22 protein-coding genes are annotated in these 15,453 nt (G+C 65.1%); 11 read left to right on the forward strand and 11 right to left on the reverse strand.

What is annotated here, in order from left to right; translation table 11 throughout:
* Positions 1-281 precede the first annotated feature (281 nt).
* The 4 genes from ACIPXZ_RS05865 to ACIPXZ_RS05880 all read left to right on the forward strand — a co-directional run bounded on the left by ACIPXZ_RS05865 (position 282) and on the right by ACIPXZ_RS05880 (position 2,663).
* Entirely contained in the window at positions 282-770 is a 489-nt protein-coding gene (locus ACIPXZ_RS05865; protein WP_400591292.1) for a hypothetical protein, read from the forward strand.
* Positions 767-1,108, forward strand: a complete 342-nt coding sequence (locus ACIPXZ_RS05870; protein ID WP_400591294.1) for a winged helix-turn-helix domain-containing protein — start codon at positions 767-769, stop codon at positions 1,106-1,108. Before ACIPXZ_RS05865 ends, ACIPXZ_RS05870 begins: the two co-directional genes overlap by 4 nt.
* Before the next feature lie 212 nt (positions 1,109-1,320).
* Positions 1,321-2,058 (forward strand): G1 family glutamic endopeptidase, encoded by a 738-nt coding sequence (locus tag ACIPXZ_RS05875; RefSeq protein ID WP_400591295.1) that lies wholly within the window; start codon positions 1,321-1,323, stop codon positions 2,056-2,058.
* A 149-nt stretch (positions 2,059-2,207) separates the two neighbouring features.
* Positions 2,208-2,663 carry a hypothetical protein gene (locus ACIPXZ_RS05880; protein WP_400591297.1) on the forward strand — a complete coding sequence of 152 codons (456 nt, stop codon included), beginning with the start codon at positions 2,208-2,210 and terminating at the stop codon, positions 2,661-2,663.
* 13 nt (positions 2,664-2,676) lie between these two features.
* On the opposite strand, the gene ACIPXZ_RS05885 is transcribed toward ACIPXZ_RS05880, so the two are convergent.
* Entirely contained in the window at positions 2,677-4,002 is a 1,326-nt protein-coding gene (locus ACIPXZ_RS05885) for an MFS transporter (RefSeq protein WP_400591299.1), read from the reverse strand.
* A gap of 94 nt (positions 4,003-4,096) precedes the next feature.
* On the opposite strand from ACIPXZ_RS05885, the gene ACIPXZ_RS05890 reads away from it, so the two are divergent.
* Positions 4,097-4,441 carry an ArsR/SmtB family transcription factor gene (locus ACIPXZ_RS05890; RefSeq protein WP_400591301.1) on the forward strand — a complete coding sequence of 115 codons (345 nt, stop codon included), beginning with the start codon at positions 4,097-4,099 and terminating at the stop codon, positions 4,439-4,441.
* A 53-nt stretch (positions 4,442-4,494) separates the two neighbouring features.
* Here the strand turns inward: ACIPXZ_RS05890 and ACIPXZ_RS05895 are convergent, their stop codons facing one another.
* The 3 genes from ACIPXZ_RS05895 to ACIPXZ_RS05905 are packed head-to-tail and all read right to left on the reverse strand — an operon-like array spanning position 4,495 to position 6,337.
* Positions 4,495-5,067, reverse strand: a complete 573-nt coding sequence (locus ACIPXZ_RS05895; protein WP_400591303.1) for a hypothetical protein — start codon at positions 5,065-5,067, stop codon at positions 4,495-4,497.
* A 53-nt stretch (positions 5,068-5,120) separates the two neighbouring features.
* A complete protein-coding gene (locus tag ACIPXZ_RS05900; RefSeq protein WP_400591304.1) occupies positions 5,121-5,702 on the reverse strand; it encodes a GNAT family N-acetyltransferase in 582 nt (193 codons plus the stop codon).
* 5 nt (positions 5,703-5,707) lie between these two features.
* Positions 5,708-6,337: a TetR/AcrR family transcriptional regulator gene (locus tag ACIPXZ_RS05905; protein ID WP_400591306.1), complete on the reverse strand. Its 630-nt coding sequence runs from the start codon at positions 6,335-6,337 to the stop codon at positions 5,708-5,710.
* Between the two features lie 487 nt (positions 6,338-6,824).
* Between ACIPXZ_RS05905 and ACIPXZ_RS05910 the strand changes: the two genes are divergently transcribed.
* A complete protein-coding gene (locus ACIPXZ_RS05910) occupies positions 6,825-7,592 on the forward strand; it encodes a hypothetical protein (RefSeq protein ID WP_400591308.1) in 768 nt (255 codons plus the stop codon).
* Positions 7,593-7,667: 75 nt separating this feature from the next.
* Positions 7,668-7,823: a hypothetical protein gene (locus ACIPXZ_RS05915; RefSeq protein WP_400591310.1), complete on the forward strand. Its 156-nt coding sequence runs from the start codon at positions 7,668-7,670 to the stop codon at positions 7,821-7,823.
* A gap of 239 nt (positions 7,824-8,062) precedes the next feature.
* On the opposite strand, the gene ACIPXZ_RS05920 is transcribed toward ACIPXZ_RS05915, so the two are convergent.
* From ACIPXZ_RS05920 to ACIPXZ_RS05930, 3 genes are read right to left on the reverse strand one after another with little or no spacing between them, the layout of a single operon-like run.
* On the reverse strand, positions 8,063-8,557 hold the full coding sequence (locus ACIPXZ_RS05920; protein ID WP_400591311.1) for a hypothetical protein: 495 nt from the start codon (positions 8,555-8,557) through the stop codon (positions 8,063-8,065).
* Positions 8,558-8,590: 33 nt separating this feature from the next.
* The gene (locus ACIPXZ_RS05925; protein ID WP_400591313.1) at positions 8,591-8,983 is read right to left on the reverse strand and encodes a VOC family protein; all 393 of its coding nucleotides are present in this window, start codon (positions 8,981-8,983) and stop codon (positions 8,591-8,593) included.
* Entirely contained in the window at positions 8,980-9,393 is a 414-nt protein-coding gene (locus ACIPXZ_RS05930) for an ester cyclase (RefSeq protein WP_400591314.1), read from the reverse strand. The genes ACIPXZ_RS05925 and ACIPXZ_RS05930 overlap by 4 nt, the downstream gene beginning before the upstream one ends.
* A 253-nt stretch (positions 9,394-9,646) precedes the next feature.
* Here ACIPXZ_RS05930 and ACIPXZ_RS05935 point away from each other — a divergent pair, with 253 nt between their 5' ends.
* Positions 9,647-10,186: a GNAT family N-acetyltransferase gene (locus ACIPXZ_RS05935; protein WP_400591316.1), complete on the forward strand. Its 540-nt coding sequence runs from the start codon at positions 9,647-9,649 to the stop codon at positions 10,184-10,186.
* Here ACIPXZ_RS05935 and ACIPXZ_RS05940 read toward each other — a convergent pair.
* The 4 genes from ACIPXZ_RS05940 to ACIPXZ_RS05955 all read right to left on the reverse strand — a co-directional run bounded on the left by ACIPXZ_RS05940 (position 10,183) and on the right by ACIPXZ_RS05955 (position 12,953).
* The gene (locus tag ACIPXZ_RS05940) at positions 10,183-10,701 is read right to left on the reverse strand and encodes a hypothetical protein (RefSeq protein WP_400591317.1); all 519 of its coding nucleotides are present in this window, start codon (positions 10,699-10,701) and stop codon (positions 10,183-10,185) included. The two genes, ACIPXZ_RS05935 and ACIPXZ_RS05940, sit on opposite strands and share 4 nt — an antisense overlap.
* A 13-nt stretch (positions 10,702-10,714) precedes the next feature.
* Complete coding sequence (locus tag ACIPXZ_RS05945; protein ID WP_400591319.1) at positions 10,715-11,137, reverse strand: hypothetical protein; 423 nt, start codon at positions 11,135-11,137, stop codon at positions 10,715-10,717.
* 73 nt (positions 11,138-11,210) lie between these two features.
* Positions 11,211-12,194, reverse strand: coding sequence for a hypothetical protein (locus ACIPXZ_RS05950; protein ID WP_400591321.1), 984 nt, complete (start codon positions 12,192-12,194; stop codon positions 11,211-11,213).
* Positions 12,195-12,221: 27 nt separating this feature from the next.
* A complete protein-coding gene (locus tag ACIPXZ_RS05955) occupies positions 12,222-12,953 on the reverse strand; it encodes a nucleoside/nucleotide kinase family protein (RefSeq protein WP_400591323.1) in 732 nt (243 codons plus the stop codon).
* A gap of 66 nt (positions 12,954-13,019) precedes the next feature.
* On the opposite strand from ACIPXZ_RS05955, the gene ACIPXZ_RS05960 reads away from it, so the two are divergent.
* The 3 genes from ACIPXZ_RS05960 to ACIPXZ_RS05970 all read left to right on the forward strand — a co-directional run bounded on the left by ACIPXZ_RS05960 (position 13,020) and on the right by ACIPXZ_RS05970 (position 15,394).
* Entirely contained in the window at positions 13,020-13,256 is a 237-nt protein-coding gene (locus ACIPXZ_RS05960; protein ID WP_400591325.1) for a hypothetical protein, read from the forward strand.
* A gap of 180 nt (positions 13,257-13,436) precedes the next feature.
* Positions 13,437-13,643 carry a CsbD family protein gene (locus ACIPXZ_RS05965; protein WP_400591327.1) on the forward strand — a complete coding sequence of 69 codons (207 nt, stop codon included), beginning with the start codon at positions 13,437-13,439 and terminating at the stop codon, positions 13,641-13,643.
* 227 nt (positions 13,644-13,870) lie between these two features.
* Entirely contained in the window at positions 13,871-15,394 is a 1,524-nt protein-coding gene (locus tag ACIPXZ_RS05970) for an FAD-dependent oxidoreductase (RefSeq protein WP_400591329.1), read from the forward strand.
* Positions 15,395-15,453 lie beyond the last annotated feature (59 nt).

Below are 15,453 nucleotides of genomic sequence, written 5' to 3' on the forward strand. Positions count from 1 at the left end.
GGTTCCTTCCGGGTCCGGCTCGGGATGCCGGGGCATCACGGCCTGTGACGGGTGTGGGCTCCAGGCTCTGCGATCCGGCACGCCCACGGCAAGGGTCATGGTCGGAACGGTCGCAAACGGGCACGGCGCGGCGAGCTGCGTCGCGCTGCCCTGCGCTGCGAGCAATGCGACGGCCCCCGGAGGCTTCCGGAACGGCCGGAGGATTCCCGGACAGATCTCTTGACCTGTCTCGCAAGGGAGCGTACTTTCCAATTAGGAAAGTACTTGCCTGGAGGTGCGAAATGTCAGATCCGGTGACGCCCGCGGAAGCCACGCGGGCCTTGGGAGAGATCGATGACCGGAGCGAGCAGGTCATTCGTCGACGGGTCTTCCCCGCCTGGTGGTGGTGGAGCTACGCGGCGCTCTTCACGGCTCTCGCAGCATCAATGGAGATCGCCTCGGGGTCGTTTTTCGCCGTCGGCATCGGCCTCTTCGTGATCGCCTCGTTCGTGATCGACGTACCCGTGCGCCGCGCGGCGGGCACCGCCGCACCTCGGCGGGGCATCGGCGGCCCGGGAACCACCCGAAGGACCCTGATCGGACTGGCGGCTTTCGTCGTCTCCCTGGTCATCATCGGGCTGGCCACAGGGCTTCTTCTCAAGGCCCTGGCGGTCCCCTATCCGGGGACCATTGCGGCCGCCGTCGTGGGAATCGCGTTCGCCATCGCAGGCCCGATGCTGGTGAGGCGGGATGCCTCGGCACTGGTCCGCCACTCAAGGATCGCGCCGTGAGCGAAGCGCGCTTCGACCACCTGATTCACGCGCCGACGCGGCTTTCACTGGTCGCATTCCTCGCGGCGACGGCCTGGGCCGACTTCAAAGTCCTGAAGGAGAGCATCGAGCTCTCAGACTCGGCCCTGTCCAAACAGCTTTCAACCCTGGAAGCGGCGGGCTACGTTGAGATCCGCAAGGATTTCGTGGGCAAGCGCCCGCGCACGTCAGCTCGGCTCACACCGGCCGGGCGGACCGCATTCGAGCGGCACGTCCTGGCCCTCCGTGAGATCGTCTCCGGCGGCCGGGGACGCCAGGCGGAAGAAGCACTCACCTCGGCGGATGCGCCCGGGCGGTGAGCGGCGGCCTCAGGGCCGGCCGAGCCCGTCCTTCACCGCGACCGGGCACGCAACATCGATATGACATTTTTCCCATCAGTGACAGGTAGGACATCTGCATATAACATGACTGCTGTTGTCACAATCATGACAAGGTGTCGATCGCTATGGTCGACACCCGCTCCATTTGCACGCACACTCACCGCGCGCAGATGTTCCTCTAAGGATGATCGATGAAGAAATCCGTAGGAATCATTGCTGGATCGCTGGCCGCACTGGTGCTTCTCAGCGCCGGCCCCTCCCCCGCTTTCGCTGCCGAAGGACCTTCCGGCACCGCGAGCTTCGCCCATCACACCGCCAACGTGAAGTCCTCCAGCACCTCGGGCAACTGGTCCGGATACGCCCAGAGTGCCGGTGGCTACAGCTCCGCCTCTGCGACATGGACGGTCCCGACGGTCACAACCTCCAGCACCAACAAGTACGCAACCACCTGGGTCGGCATCGACGGCTGGTCGAACAGCAACCTGATCCAAACCGGTACAGAAGAAGACACTGTCGGCGGCAAAGCCGTCTACTACGCCTGGTGGGAGATTCTCCCCGCGGTGCAAACCCGCATCAATCTGGCTGTCAGCCCGGGGAACTCCATCACCGGGACCGTGGCCAAGGTCAGCGGGAACACCTGGAGTATCACGCTGAAGAACAACACCACCGGTCAGTCATTCACCACCAATCAGAACTACACGGGCCCGGCCAGCGACGTGGAGTACATCCACGAGGCAACCCAGATCAATGGCACGATCGCCCCGATGGCCCAGACCACCCCCGTGACCTTCACCGGACTCACTGAGAACGGCACCAACCCGAACCTCACGGCGGATCAGAAGGTGTCCATGGTTCAGAACGGCGTCACGGTGGAAACCCCGGACAATCCCAGCAGCGGAAACAGCTTCACCGACCGCTACACCGGCTGATCCGAGCGGTGGTGCGGCCCGACCGGTTCAACGGCCGGGCCGCTACACCGGCTCCCGCACCATGGCCGCGCCTCGACGCGAAGCACCGTTCTGATAAAAGATCCTCGACGAGAAGGCTCCCGGCACCTTCTCTCGGAGAGAATGACGTCATGGGAATCATCGGATTGCTCGGCGTGCTGCTGTGGAGCGGAGTCGCGCTCATCGTTGCAGCCGTGCTCTATGCCGTGATCGCGCCCCGGCTGGGAGACCGCGCGAAGACGAGACCACGGGCCGAGCGTCCGGCCGTCTTCTCGGCGATGGCGCTGGGCATGTTGGCGGTCATCGTGGCCGGCACCTGGTCATGGAGCATCGCCTCTGAGACGAGCAAGCGATATGACCCCGCCGAGGTCCTCTCCAAGGTCCGCGGTACCGAGCAGCAGGATCTCGCGAGCTGGTCCACGGACGATCTGAACCGCTCGGATGAGAGCCTGAAGAAACGTCAGGATGAGTTGGGTGATTGCAAGGCTGCGCCCGAGGCCGATCGCCCCGACTGCGTCAAGGAACGACTTCTCCTCGAACTCGCCCGGGCCAAGCTCTATGCGGCCACGACCGCGCACACCGGGTGAGGGACGGATCCGACTACTCGAGTCCTGAAGCCGGCTGATCCACCGTCCGCCGTCGCCCCGCCGTCGCACGGCGGTACAGCCGCGGGAACACCGCACCGAGCAGAAGTACGACGACGGCGACTCCCACCAGGACCGGTTGAAGAGCCGCTGCATACGCCCCGGCGTGCCCCGACTGGCCGGCCGCGATCCGTTCAGCTTCCCCTGCCACGTCGGGCTGCGCACGAATCGATGCGGTCAGGGCGGCGCTGTAGAGCGCGACGAACACCGCTTCGCTGCCGATGCGGAAGAAATTCAGCAATCCTGCCGCGGTGCCACTTTGCTCGGGCGGCACGAACGACAGTGCCCGCCCGTCCACGATCCCCAGCGGCAGCCCGAAGCCAAGTCCGGCGAAGACCATCGGGATGGCGATCAGTGCGGGCGGCAGCTCGGGTCGCAGGAGCAGCAGGCCCAGCGGTGCGATCAGCAGACACGCCAAGGCGAGGAGAGAGATGGCCGCAGCGCCGACCCGGAGGCGGTGCTGCGTCACCCGATGCACCGCCGTCGGCGCCAGCAGAACGGGAAGCGTCATGAAGAGCATCATCGTCCCCGCCTCGGCCGCGGAAAAGTCGTGCACCGCCTGAAGAGCAGCCGGCAGATACGTGAGGAGCGTGACGAAACCGACCGCACCGGCCACGGGGATCAAGGTCATCGACAGGAAACCGGGATTGCGCAGCAGACCGAGGTCGAGCATCGGGCCTCCGCCGCTCTTCGCAACAGGACGACGGGGAAGAACGAAGCTGCCGAACAAAGCGATCAACAGCACCACCGCGTGAGCAAGGAACACCGCCCGCCACCCGAGGAACCCGATCAGCACACCCGAAATGCTCGGTCCCGCGGCCAGCCCCAAGCCGTTGATCGTCCCGAACGCCGCAAACGCCCTGGCACGGGCCGGCCCCTCGTAGCTTCGCGAGATCGTCGCCGTCGCGCCGGTGATGACCGCAGCAGCTCCGACCCCGGCCAGAGCCCGCGCAAGGTCGAGGACCACAAGATTCGGGCTGACTCCGCTCGCCACAGAACCGATCACCACCAGGAGCACGCCCCAGGAGAACGCCCGGGCGGAGCCGATCCGGTCGGCGACCGGACCCCACAACACGGTGCACAAGGCGAACGCGATGTTGAAACCGTTCACCACTCCCTGCAGCAGGACCGGGTCAGTTCCCAGCTCGGCGGAGATCACGGGCAACCCCACCGCCGTCCCCGCGATCGACAGGGGGATGACGAACTGCGCCAGAAGGATCACCGGCAACACCAATCGGCGCGTTGCGGGTGCGTGCTCAACAGTCAGGGACGGCCCGGTCATGAGGTGTGACTTTCGACGTAGGTACGAATCATTACGAACCTATCGTGGCCCCGCCGAAGGTATGATGCAAGTAGAACCTAAAGGAGTTGATGAGATGCCGGACGCGGAAGGTCACCCCGAGAGAGGCGAAATCGAGCTCGGGCACGTTCTCGGAGCACTCAGCGACCCTCTGCGTCGGCATGTGATCCATGAGCTGTTGCACGGCGACGACGGCGTGGAACGCACCTGCACCAGTTTCGGGCTTCCGGTTTCAAAGTCGACCCGCACCCATCACTTCCGGGTCCTGCGTGAAGCAGGCCTGGTGCGACAGGTCGACCGCGGGAACATGCGGGGTGTGACGCTCCGGCGCGACGACATCGAACAGCGGTTTCCAGGCCTCCTCGACGTCATCGCGAAGGACGATTCCGGTCTCCCCACGGCACACGGCAACCGAGGATAGCGCCGCATTTTCGATCTCTCAGCGGGTTTCGGCGTCGGCTGTCGAGCACTCATTCAACGGTCGATCTGACCCCGCGCCCTGGCCGGGAGACTCCGCCCGGGGCGGTCCTCCAGTTCGAGCCCGGGATGCCGGCCCTGCATGAGGTAGCCGCGCACATCGGCCGCCAATCCGGCGATCGGCCGCGGAGGGAGATAGGCGGACGCACCCGCGTCGAGAAGCTGACTGACGGGACCGGAGTAGCTGATGCCGAGTTCTTCATCCTCGATCTCGGCGATCAGGACCCGCGCGTCGGGGAACTTGTGCTGAAGGATGCCAAGCAGCTGCGGACTGACCGGGCGTGTGAGCAGGACGTCGGCATTGGACGGGGCTTTGGTGATGTCGAGAACGATGTATTCCACGCCGAGCTCGTCAGAGAGTCGCCGTTGAGCGGTTTCCGAAAGCGTCATGGCCGTGGCAACCACGATCACACCGTCCGGCATGGTCCCCGGCGGCTCAGAGTGGACTGGTACATCCACAATGGTCCCCTCAAGCACGATCGCCCGGAATTCCAGAGAGCCGACCGCTCGCCCTGACCGGGTGAGCGTCACGGCCTCCCCTGCGATGACCGCGTCAAGAGCAGCACCCACATCAGGCGGCAGATCATTCAAGTCCAGTTGCAGGCCAGAGGGCCGTCGGCGGCTCATCTTCCCTCGGATTCCCACTCGTCTCTCAGCATGCTGTACATCCGCGAGTCCCTCCATCCATCCCGAAGACGCTTCGTATGTCGGAGCGTACCCTCATGGATCATCCCGATTCGCTGCAGAGTCCTTTCGGAAGCGACATTCCGCGGGTCGCACGTCGCCTGCACACGCTCCGCGTCCTCATGTGCAGAGAAAACCCGGGCCACGAGCAAGCGGGCAAGGGAAGTCCCGAGGCCTTGACCCCAGTACTGCGCATGGATGGAGTACGAGATCTCGAAGGTCGACGGCGAACGCCATTTGATCTCCCCGACACCGAACAATTCAGCGCCGCGTTCCGCGCCGAAGACCCACCGGCGCTGCGGATCCGCATCCCAGGCCGCGAGCGCGTCCTGGAGAAAACGGACCGTATCGGAGTACCCGTGCGGACCCCACGCCTGATATCTCGATGCTTCCGGGCGCGATGCCCACTCGTGGATGCGAGGCGCGTCCTCAAGCCTCACCCTCCGGAGTGCGAGTTCCCGACCCGGTCCATTCATGTCACGACTGTAAGCCACCGTTGCGGGAACAGCGGCTCTTGCCATCTTCGTCAGGCCCCGACGATCTGAGCCCAGACCACCCCGAGTGCAGTCAGCGCTTCTTCAGGATCAAGAGCAACCGCATCCTTGCGCAAGCTGGAGTGCAGCACTTCCTCGTTCATGGCGATCAACACGACCGCCGCCTGATGAGCACTGAGTCCATTCGCCGGTTCCCGAGAGCCTCGCACCCTGTCGATCACCTCGGCGGCGCGCCGCACCCGGTACGTGTGCATTTCCTCCATGACACGACGGACCTCAGGGTTCCAGCTCTGAGCGTCGAACGCCGCCAGGACGATCCGCGGGCGCCGCAAGTACACCTCGTGATGTGCGGCGATCAGCTCCCGCCACCACGGGCCGGTCTCCCCGGCAAGGCGGCGCTGCGCTTCGTCGCCGGCCTCCAGAGCCTCCTTCACGAGACGCTTGAGCAAGGCCACCAGCACTTCTTCCTTCGAAGCGAAGTAGAAGTAGAAGCTCGAGCGCGACAGCCCGGCGCCCGAGGCCAGGTCCATCACCGTCACTTCGTCGAAGCTCTTGACCTCAAGGACCCGCTCCAGGGTCTGAAAAACGGCGGCCTCACGCTCATCGCCCGTCAACCGATCGACCTTCCGACGGCGGCCCACCTGATCTTCCACTAGCACCACACCACGGACCCTAGCACCGATCGACGACCCGTCCGGACAATCGACAGATCGTCGGGTTGATCGACGCCGTGTTGATTAATTTGATCATTGGTCAGATAATGGATGTCAGAGCTCCTGAGGCAGGCTTCCTCCCCAGGTACTCCTTCCTCAGGGCTCTGCAGGGGGAACGCTGCTCGGGTGAACGCAGCACGGCAAGGAGGAGCCCAGAAAAGTCACCCGTTTTCGCGCCGCGCGTGATGGACGCAGGTCATTAGGAGGCCCTACGTCCGAACTCCGCGTTCTGCCGCCATGCCGGAACAGTTCCGGGCGTGCCGTCCCACGGGACGGGCCGTCCGCGGCTGCCCGGATCCGATTCATCTGCACTGATCCGATTCATCCGCACCGAGTGAACAGAAGAACCGTGACCCGAAGCGTCGGGGCTGGAGAGCCCTGACGCGGTATGACGTACGCCGTGCTCACGCGGCAGACCAAGAAAGGCCTTTTCACCATGAAACGCACCACGACCGCAGTCGCCGAGCTGGGAAACAAGCAGGTCACCCGCCGCAACGTCACCCGGGGCGCCGCCTGGGCCGTGCCGGTCATCGCAGCCTCCGTGGCCGCACCGTCGGCCGTTGCTTCTGGCGGCGACTGGAACATCAGTGTCACAGCTGGGTGTTTCTCCCTGATCGGCATCAACACCGGCGCCGGCTACTCCATCTGCAACAGCGGGTCCGCCCCGATCCCGGCCGGCACGGTCTTCACGTGGACGGAGACCTTCGTGATCACCGCCACAGACGCCATCACCGGAACAGGCATGGAGGCCATCTGGAAGGGCGAGGACGTCCTCTTCGGTTACTGGGACAAGCCGATCACCGTCTCGAGGTGGTCCACGAAGCGCCGCCAAGTCGGGCTTTTCAAGTACGTGATCACCAAGACCCGCACCGTGACCCTCATCGTCCCGGCCGGAGGAATGGCACCCGGAACCTGCCTCGGTCTGGGCTACCGCCTCATGCTCTCCGTCCTCGGCAACATCGAAGGATGTCTGTCCTTCACCAGCGGCAACCCGGGTTCGGTAGCCGGCGACGAAAGCACCTGCTACAAGCCCAACGCAATCCTCGGCTGCAAGGGCGACACAGCAGACCCCGCCACCCTTCCAGACGCAGCAGCGACCGAGGCCCGGCTGAAGGCGCTCACCCCGCAGCAGCTCGATGTTTTCGCCGGCGACGCCGCGGACCTGGACTTCGACGAGGCCCTCGCCATGGCCGAGGCCCGCTGATCTGCAACTGCAACCGAGGCAAGCCGGGTTCGGGGCACCACAAGATCCCCGAACCCGGCGGAACATCACAGCATCATGAAACTCTTCACCACCATCACCGATCCGCACACCGGCGAACCCCAACTCCTGGAAGCCGAGGCACCGAGCTATCGCGAAGCGCTGGAAATGCTCCAGGAGAAGGTCCAGGAGCTCGCGTCCCTCACGGACCGTGAAACCGCCATCGCCGCCTGAAGGCCAGATCCACCAGCTGCTGCCATCCCGGCAGCTCCTCGACTTGGGCACCCAGTGATGACCATTGGGGGGCACTAGGTGCCCAAGATGCACGACCGCCGCTCAACGGCGCGTGCATCGGCTGTGCTCTTCCCACCTGGAAGGGAGGAGCACAGCCACCTTCGCAACGAATCTTCCCGGCCGGCCGGGACCTCGCCGATCAGTCAAAACCCTGACGGTGCCGATCACTCCCGGAACCTTCAGCACGCAACGAACCCATCGATCCGCACGTACTGGCCGCGTGGCACCGTCAGGGTGACCACCGTGCGCCAGTCCGGCGACCAGACCATGAGGGAACGCTCCGCGTCCGGGCCGGCATGAATCGTACGGTGCAGGTCAGCCACCCCAAGACCGTCGCCGCTTTGCTGGGCGGGAGGAGTCAACCTCCCGAGGGCCCGCCCGATGACGTCATCCGCCGCATCGTTCTGCTGGGTGAACTTCCCGGGTGTCAGAGACGCCGACCATGCCAGATCCGCCTTCTGGTTGACACACGCGCCGATGGCGACGACGGGGCGCACCGAAAGCAGACCCCTGCCGTTGAGAGCCGCAGAGAATTGCTCGATTGCGGTGCGGGCGCGGGCGGTATCGTCTCGCGGCGGCTGAGGTTCCGGACTGCACCCAGCACACAGCAGCGCCGTCGTCACGGCCGTGACGGCCACCCACCTGGGCGACCAGATCGATTTTCCGGGCACCATGAGTTGTTCAGCCTTCCTACGCAGATGACGGTGTCAGACATAAAGACAGAAAGGGTGCCCCGACGGATCTCGCATGACGACCACCGTCTCCTGCGGCTGATGTTCAGCACGGACCGCACCGCAGCTCATCGCCCAGTCAGTGGCGGCTTCCAGATCATCCACGCGTAGGTCCAGGTGCTGAGTGCTCGTCTGCTCTCCACTCTCTGCCGGCCAATGCGGGGGACGCCAATGCCTTTCCCATTCCAGATTGATGGTCAGCGGCTCTGCCCTGACCTGCGCCCACCCGGCGTCCTCGGGTTCACCGGGGCGCGCCGGCTCAGACACCGTGACCTCCCCCGAGAGCAGCGCGGCGTAGAAGGCCGCGAGCTGCCGCGGACGGGGCGTCATGATCGTTACAGAGGTCACGGTGATCGATGGACGCATCATGCGTCCAGCTGGCGTCGCAGTGAATCAGTGTCGAGATACTGGCGATCCTGAACGATCATGCCATCGCCATCGAGGACAAGAACCTTGGCGTACTCCAGAGTGAAATGTCGCCCCGGTGCATGGGGTATCAAAGCACGGCCGAATAACGTCAGATCCGCGGACGAGGTGCCCTGACCGGAGAGTTCGTACGCCACGCCGTCGGGTGAGCTGTAGACACTTCGCACCTCTTCCCGGTAGTCAGGGAATGCGGTGAACCACGCCAGACTCCACTCCAGGGTCTGAGCCAGATCAAGGCGGATCGTTGGGGTGAGCTGGAATCGATAAGAGTCAGCGCACCTCACACGCCAATCATCCCAGCGCTGCTCAGTCCAGGCCTGTTGCACGATACGTTGAACGTCGTTCGGATGCATGGGGGCTCTCTCCCTTGGCGCCACGCTCTCTTGGGTTTCGACGAATCACACGGCCCATTGCTCTGATCGGGAGCGAAACGGGCTCCTTTGCATACTAAGACTTGGCCAACGGGCGAAGTCAATGCCTCCAGAGACGTCGTTCTTCTTCACCCAGGACTTCCCTGACGGACGCCGCGGACCGACGGCTCAAGCATCATCGATATTTCGATGCAAGAGCCCTCGTCAGCCGTCCGTTCGTCTACCCTGAATGATCATGGACTTCACCATCCGGCCACGGACGGCCAGGGATCTCCCGGCCCTCGCCGAGCTGCTCGAACGGCAGCAGCCCGTCAGTCGCTATCCCGCCGTCTGGCCTTTCCCTGGCGGCGTCGAGTCCTTCCTCGTACGGACCACGGAACGCGGTTCCTGGGTCGCCGAACTCGCCGACGGCACACTCGCCGGCCACGTCTCCATCACACTGGTCGACGACGACGGGCTGGGACGGCATTGGGCGGACGCCCTTGATGCGGAGATCGACGATCTGCGCTGCGTCAGCGCCCTCTTCACCGACCCAGACCTCGCCGGAGCCGGTATCGGCTCGGCCCTGCTGGACCACGCGACGCAGCGCGCTTCCGCGGACGGCGGCCGGCCGGTGCTCGACGTCGTCGCGGCGTCAGAGCGCCCCGTGGCGCTCTACCAGAGGCGCGGCTGGCGGATCATCGCCACCGTCCAAGCGCACTGGCACCCTGGACTGGAGCTGCCGATCCACCTGATGGTGCTTCCCGGCACCGGTCACCGTCCCACAACGGCCTAGCGATTCCAGAACCGCAACCACTTCTGAACCACGCTGTTTGAGACATCAAGAAACCCTTCGATGACATGGAGCGGATCAGGACTCTCGCCCCATCCCACCTCGAGGCCATCAAGATGATCGTCGAGCTCCACGATCTCCTGTGCGATTTCAGGCCCGCCGTGTCCGATGACCGAGTGGGCCCATGCCGTGAACTCCCGCGTCGCAAGACGGCCTCCGATCACCTGCCGGGCATAGTGATTCGCGCCGAGCACGAGCGAATCCTCCTCCGTCATAAGGGAGGCCGGCACACCCAGGCTGGTGAGAGACGCTTCGATGAGATCGCCGAGTTCGAAGGTGCCGATGGTCCTGGGCACGCCTGCGAGCTCGCGGAGGGCTTCACCGTCCAAGCCCGCCGCGAGTGCACGGGCGGCAGCCGCGATCGCAAGCGGTGCAGCATCCTGCCTGATGAGCCACAAGGCGCGGGCGGTGATCAATTCGAGGACCGCTGCGGCTGCTCCTGATGGCTCTCCACTCATTTTCCAGTCCTGCTCATGTCCCAGATACTGCAAGAAGATCGACGGCGGCGCTTCGAACATCGGCCGAGTCAGAGTCGTGGCGCAAGCTGAGGACGAGAGCCATCAACCGTTCACGCAGCCGTCCGGCCTCCCCCAGGTGCTCCCACCATACGGAAAACAGCTGCTGTCCCGTCCCTGACTGGTCGTCCATCGTCAAGGTGTACGCCCGTACGAAAAGCTCCACGCCGAGCCGGTCACCGCGACCCAGGAGCGCATTCGCCACCGCCTCGCTCACTGCGGTGTCGGCATCAGCCACCAGAAGCTGAAGCAGGGCGTCCTCGTGACCCTCCGGAGAGTTGGCTGCCAGCCAAACACCTCCGACAGCACGGGACTGCCATCCCTGGTCATGAATCAACCGCACGGCAGACTCTTCGGAGACTGCGCTGCGTTCGGTCATGGAGCCATGATACGGACGCGGCCGGATCATGCACGCCGGCCAGTTCGTCTGCGGACCTCAGAGTGGTCATGGCTCAATCGCCGCCGAAGACATCGGGTTTGCCCCAGTTCTCACCTGGGGGCAGGGCCACAAGGGAGCGCGCGGCGTTGTTCTTCCGTTCGCTTCCCAGTCCCAGACGGAAAGCCTCAAGAACAGGATGTCCGGCCAGAATTCCCACGTCTTCTGCTTGCAGATGGGCCATCTCGACGAGTGCAAGCCGACGAAGGGCCGGCGCGGCCAGCAGCGGGGCGAGATCTTTGAGACCCTTCATGTTCTGAAGCCAGACGGTCTCAAGGCGAGCCGAGCGGGTGAAGTCGGGAAGCTTTTCGACCTGCTTCAGAGACTCCAGGAAAAGATAGCTCAGGCCTTCAAGACCAGAAATGGGGGAAAGGTCATGCAAGCCACGGACCATCCACAGCTCCAGATACTCCAAGTGGCCGATGGTGGGAAGAAGGGTAAGATCACGCGTTCCGCCGAGTTTGAGGTCCAGCGCCCGCAACCGGCCGAGGGTTTGCAGAATCGATAGATCGGGCAAGGTGATGGATCGGAGCGTCAGACTCCGGAGGTTCGTCAAAGCGGAAATGACACCGATATCTTTGGTCTGTCCTTCCAAGGAGAGCCTTCGCAGGGCGGTGAAACGCTCCAGTGGTTTGAGAGACAGCTTCTTCTTCGTCTGCCCGATCCCCAAAACCGTTGTGGAGGCAGGCAAGTAACCGAGGCCCTCAAGCGACTGAAGGGAGCTGTACATCGCATCGGCCGAGAACCTTTGCAGGCCTGGAAAATGCCGCAGGAAATCGAGATCGCGGATGGAACCGTCGTAGGATCCGAAAGCCCGGAGCGTGACCGAAGGGTACTGTGCCATCCACTCGGAAAGTGTCACGTAATCGCCGGGACTGAGCGCCTCGCTGAACTGCACCGTTTCGCATCGCGGGTCCAAAGGGCGCAGCATGTGCGAGGTGAGTGGGGAGCTGACGGTACGGATGAACGGATAGTCTCCGCTCAAGGGATTCACGTTCACTCAAAGACCTCTCTCATCCGGGAATCGTCACCCTGCCCGCACGACGGCGTCGGCGCGCCCGCGGGAGGCGCGGATCAGCCGGGCGTTGGCCTCGTCGCTGCCCAGAGCCCAGGCACGGGCGGCCTCGGGGCTTTTCCCAAACTCCTCATGACGGGCGACGAGCCGCTCCAGACGCAGTTCCTCCTCCGGCTCCACGAACCAGACCTCGTCCAGCACGTCGTGCACACCGGACCAGGCGCCATCGGACAGCAGGAGGTAGTTCCCCTCGGTGATGACCAGGGACGTCTCCCGAGGAATCGGCAAGGCACCGGCCACCGGCTCCTCGATCTCGCGCCGGAATTCCGGAGCGTAGACGACTTCTTCGTCCCGGGCACGCAACCGTCGAAGCAGGGACAGATAACCCTCGGCATCGAAGGTCTCCGGTGCTCCCTTGCGATCCTGCAGCCCGCAACGCTCAAGCACCGTACCCGCGAGATGGAAACCGTCCATGGGTGCCACTGCGGCGCGCTCCGGTCCGACATGTTCCAGAAGCCGCATTGCGAGGGTCGATTTTCCGGCGCCCGGGCAGCCCACGATCCCGAGAATCACCCGGGAGCCGGACGACGCCCGCTGTTCCAGCAATCCCGCGATCCGTTCGAACGCCTCGGGCAGGGACAGGAGCGCCGGTGTTTGCGCAGTGGTGTGGCCCATGCCGGAACCGTACCGCAACGGGCCGCCACGACCGACCCCGGCTGAGTTCCAGCTGGGAAATCGCGTCACGTTCCCGGATCCAGCGCACTAATTCTTCGGGGTTAGTCCACGAACCTGATGAAAGGGTCTCCCGCCATGTCCGTCGAATTGATCGACTCCACGGTCTTCCTGCTGGTCGCCGTCCTCGGAATCGCCATCCTGCTCGGGGTGACGGTCACCGCGTTCGTCCTGGCAGGACTGGGCTTCGCCGTCGTTCAGGGCCGCAAGGCGCTTCTGGGCAAAGGCCGTCGGACTGCGCCTCGCAGCAGCCAGCACCGTGCCGTCGTCGTCGATCAGCCGGCCGGAGTCATGCGCCACGTGGCCGCCCGCTGAACTCTTCCGCTGAACCCCTCCGCGCAGCACCGCTCAACACAAGGGGACTTGCGAACCGCCGGGAACCCTGGCAAGGATGGAAGTAACGCAGAAACGCGCCAGGGTATGAGGAACGGCTATCGCCTTCCCACCCGTTCCGGACATCGACCGGGCGACAAGCCCGCTGACGAGGAGGAAATCATGGGTATCGGCGACGACATCAAGCACAAGGCCGAAGAGCTCGGCGGCAAGGCCAAGGAAGCCGCAGGTAAGGCCACCGACGACCAGCAGCTGGAAGCCGAAGGTCAGAAGGACCAGGCCTCGGCGGGCCTCAAGCAGGCCGCTGACAAGGTCAAGGACGCCGCCGCCGACGCGGTGGAGAACGTGAAGGACGTCTTCAAGAAGTAGGCGGACCTCCACGGAGGGGCCGGGGAGTTGAACTCCCCGGCCCCTCCGTGCGTCTCCGGCCCTTGTTCAGCGCCGGATCGAAACCGGGCAGCAGAAAGGCCGGGGAACGCATCTCCCGGCCACATTTCCAGGATAGCCCCGCACGGGGGTCTTGCGGCAAGGCCCCCTACCCGGAGCAGAATGGGTGGCCGTGGCGCCGGAACCGGTGCCGGAATGCGGGGATTCACATGATCGACGTGATCATCGTCGGTGGCGGGCCGACGGGCATGATGCTGGCCGCCGAACTGCGCTTGCAAGGGGTCGACGTCCTGGTGCTGGAGCGGGATCCGGAACCCACCCAAGCGGTACGTGCCCTCGGCCTGCACCCACGCACCATCGAGATCATGGACCAGCGTGGGCTCCTGGACCGTTTCCTGGCCGAAGGTCGCCAATACCCGGGCATCGGACGCTTCGCCGGCATCGACAAGCCCCTCCCTGTGGAGCCGGGCTCAGGACACAGCTACATCCTGGGCATCCCCCAACCCATCACCGACAGGCTCCTGGCCGAGCACGCCACCGAGCTGGGGGCGGTCATCCAGCGCGGCTGCGAGGTCACCGGCGTCGTGCAAGACGACGACGGCGTGCAGATCGAGTTGAGCGACGGCCGCACCCTTCGTTCACGGTGGCTGGTGGGCTGCGACGGAGGGCGCAGCCTCGTGCGACGCCTGCTCGGCGTCACATTCCCCGGCGATGCCGCGACCACCGAGTGGATCCACAGTGAGCTTGAGGTGACCGCCTCCGCAGAGGACGTGGCCAGCGCGGTCGAGGAGATCCGCAAGGAACACCGGGGGTTCGGGATCGGGCCGGCCGGGAACGGGGCGTACCGCGCCGTGGTCCCCGCCGCCGCGGTGTCTGAGGACCGCACGATCCCGCCGACCCTGGACGAGCTCAGAAGCCGCTTGCGGGAGTACGCCGGAACGGACTTCGGCGTGCACTCACCTCGCTGGATCACGAGGTTCAGTGATGCCACCCGGCTGGCGGATCGGTACCGGGCCGGGCGGGTGTTCCTCGCGGGCGACGCAGCCCACGTGCACCCGCCGCTCGGTGGCCAGGGCCTGAATCTGGGGGTCCAGGACGCCTTCAACCTCGGCTGGAAGCTCGCAGCCGCCGTCAACGGCTGGGCTCCGGACGGGCTGCTGGACAGCTACGAGGCGGAACGGCACCCCGTCGCGGCAGATGTCCTGACGCTCACGCGGGCCCAGAGCGAGCTCATCTCACCGGAACCCGGGCCGCAGGCCGTGCGCCGTCTGCTGGCAGAGCTGCTGGACTTCGACGACGTCGGCCGCTTCCTCGCGGGCCGCATCAGCTCGCTGGGGATCCGGTACGACGTCGGGCCCGGACCGGACCTCCTCGGCCGCCGTGCACCGGACCAGCAGCTGAGTGGCGGTCGCCTCTTCGAGCTGCTGCGAAGCGGCCGGGGGCTCTTGCTCGACGGCCCTGGGTCCGAGGGCACTGCGCAGTTCGACGGCGCAGCACAGTTCGACGGCGCTGGGTCCGACGGCAGGCAGTCCGGCAGTGCGGGACTCAGCGTTGCGGGCTGGGAGAGGCGCGTGGATCGCGTCCCAGCCTCCCTCGCGCAAACAGGCACGGCATCGGCTCTGCTCCGCCCCGACGGCCACGTCGTCTGGCTCGGAGACACACAGGACGAGCTCAACGGCGCATTGCGGCGGTGGTTCGGCGAGCCGGAGCGTCGCGAACGCAGGGTCACTTGATCAAGAGGGGAGTCACGTAGAGTTGAACCGCCAGCTCACCTGCGACGGAAGTGAAGCAC

This window comes from Arthrobacter sp. NPDC090010, assembly GCF_044748305.1.
Lineage (GTDB): Bacteria > Actinomycetota > Actinomycetes > Actinomycetales > Micrococcaceae > Arthrobacter_E.

Bases quoted from the DNA above. Each gene is read 5' to 3' on its own strand.
- ACIPXZ_RS05865 (WP_400591292.1), top strand. From the start codon at position 282: ATGTCAGATCCGGTGACGCCCGCGGAAGCCACGCGGGCCTTGGGAGAG.
- ACIPXZ_RS05875 (WP_400591295.1), top strand. From the start codon at position 1,321: ATGAAGAAATCCGTAGGAATCATTGCTGGATCGCTGGCCGCACTGGTG.
- ACIPXZ_RS05880 (WP_400591297.1), top strand. From the start codon at position 2,208: ATGGGAATCATCGGATTGCTCGGCGTGCTGCTGTGGAGCGGAGTCGCG.
- ACIPXZ_RS05885 (WP_400591299.1), bottom strand. From the start codon at position 4,002: ATGACCGGGCCGTCCCTGACTGTTGAGCACGCACCCGCAACGCGCCGA.
- ACIPXZ_RS05890 (WP_400591301.1), top strand. From the start codon at position 4,097: ATGCCGGACGCGGAAGGTCACCCCGAGAGAGGCGAAATCGAGCTCGGG.
- ACIPXZ_RS05900 (WP_400591304.1), bottom strand. From the start codon at position 5,702: ATGGCAAGAGCCGCTGTTCCCGCAACGGTGGCTTACAGTCGTGACATG.
- ACIPXZ_RS05910 (WP_400591308.1), top strand. From the start codon at position 6,825: ATGAAACGCACCACGACCGCAGTCGCCGAGCTGGGAAACAAGCAGGTC.
- ACIPXZ_RS05915 (WP_400591310.1), top strand. From the start codon at position 7,668: ATGAAACTCTTCACCACCATCACCGATCCGCACACCGGCGAACCCCAA.
- ACIPXZ_RS05920 (WP_400591311.1), bottom strand. From the start codon at position 8,557: ATGGTGCCCGGAAAATCGATCTGGTCGCCCAGGTGGGTGGCCGTCACG.
- ACIPXZ_RS05925 (WP_400591313.1), bottom strand. From the start codon at position 8,983: ATGATGCGTCCATCGATCACCGTGACCTCTGTAACGATCATGACGCCC.
- ACIPXZ_RS05930 (WP_400591314.1), bottom strand. From the start codon at position 9,393: ATGCATCCGAACGACGTTCAACGTATCGTGCAACAGGCCTGGACTGAG.
- ACIPXZ_RS05935 (WP_400591316.1), top strand. From the start codon at position 9,647: ATGGACTTCACCATCCGGCCACGGACGGCCAGGGATCTCCCGGCCCTC.
- ACIPXZ_RS05940 (WP_400591317.1), bottom strand. From the start codon at position 10,701: ATGAGTGGAGAGCCATCAGGAGCAGCCGCAGCGGTCCTCGAATTGATC.
- ACIPXZ_RS05945 (WP_400591319.1), bottom strand. From the start codon at position 11,137: ATGACCGAACGCAGCGCAGTCTCCGAAGAGTCTGCCGTGCGGTTGATT.
- ACIPXZ_RS05960 (WP_400591325.1), top strand. From the start codon at position 13,020: ATGTCCGTCGAATTGATCGACTCCACGGTCTTCCTGCTGGTCGCCGTC.
- ACIPXZ_RS05965 (WP_400591327.1), top strand. From the start codon at position 13,437: ATGGGTATCGGCGACGACATCAAGCACAAGGCCGAAGAGCTCGGCGGC.
- ACIPXZ_RS05970 (WP_400591329.1), top strand. From the start codon at position 13,871: ATGATCGACGTGATCATCGTCGGTGGCGGGCCGACGGGCATGATGCTG.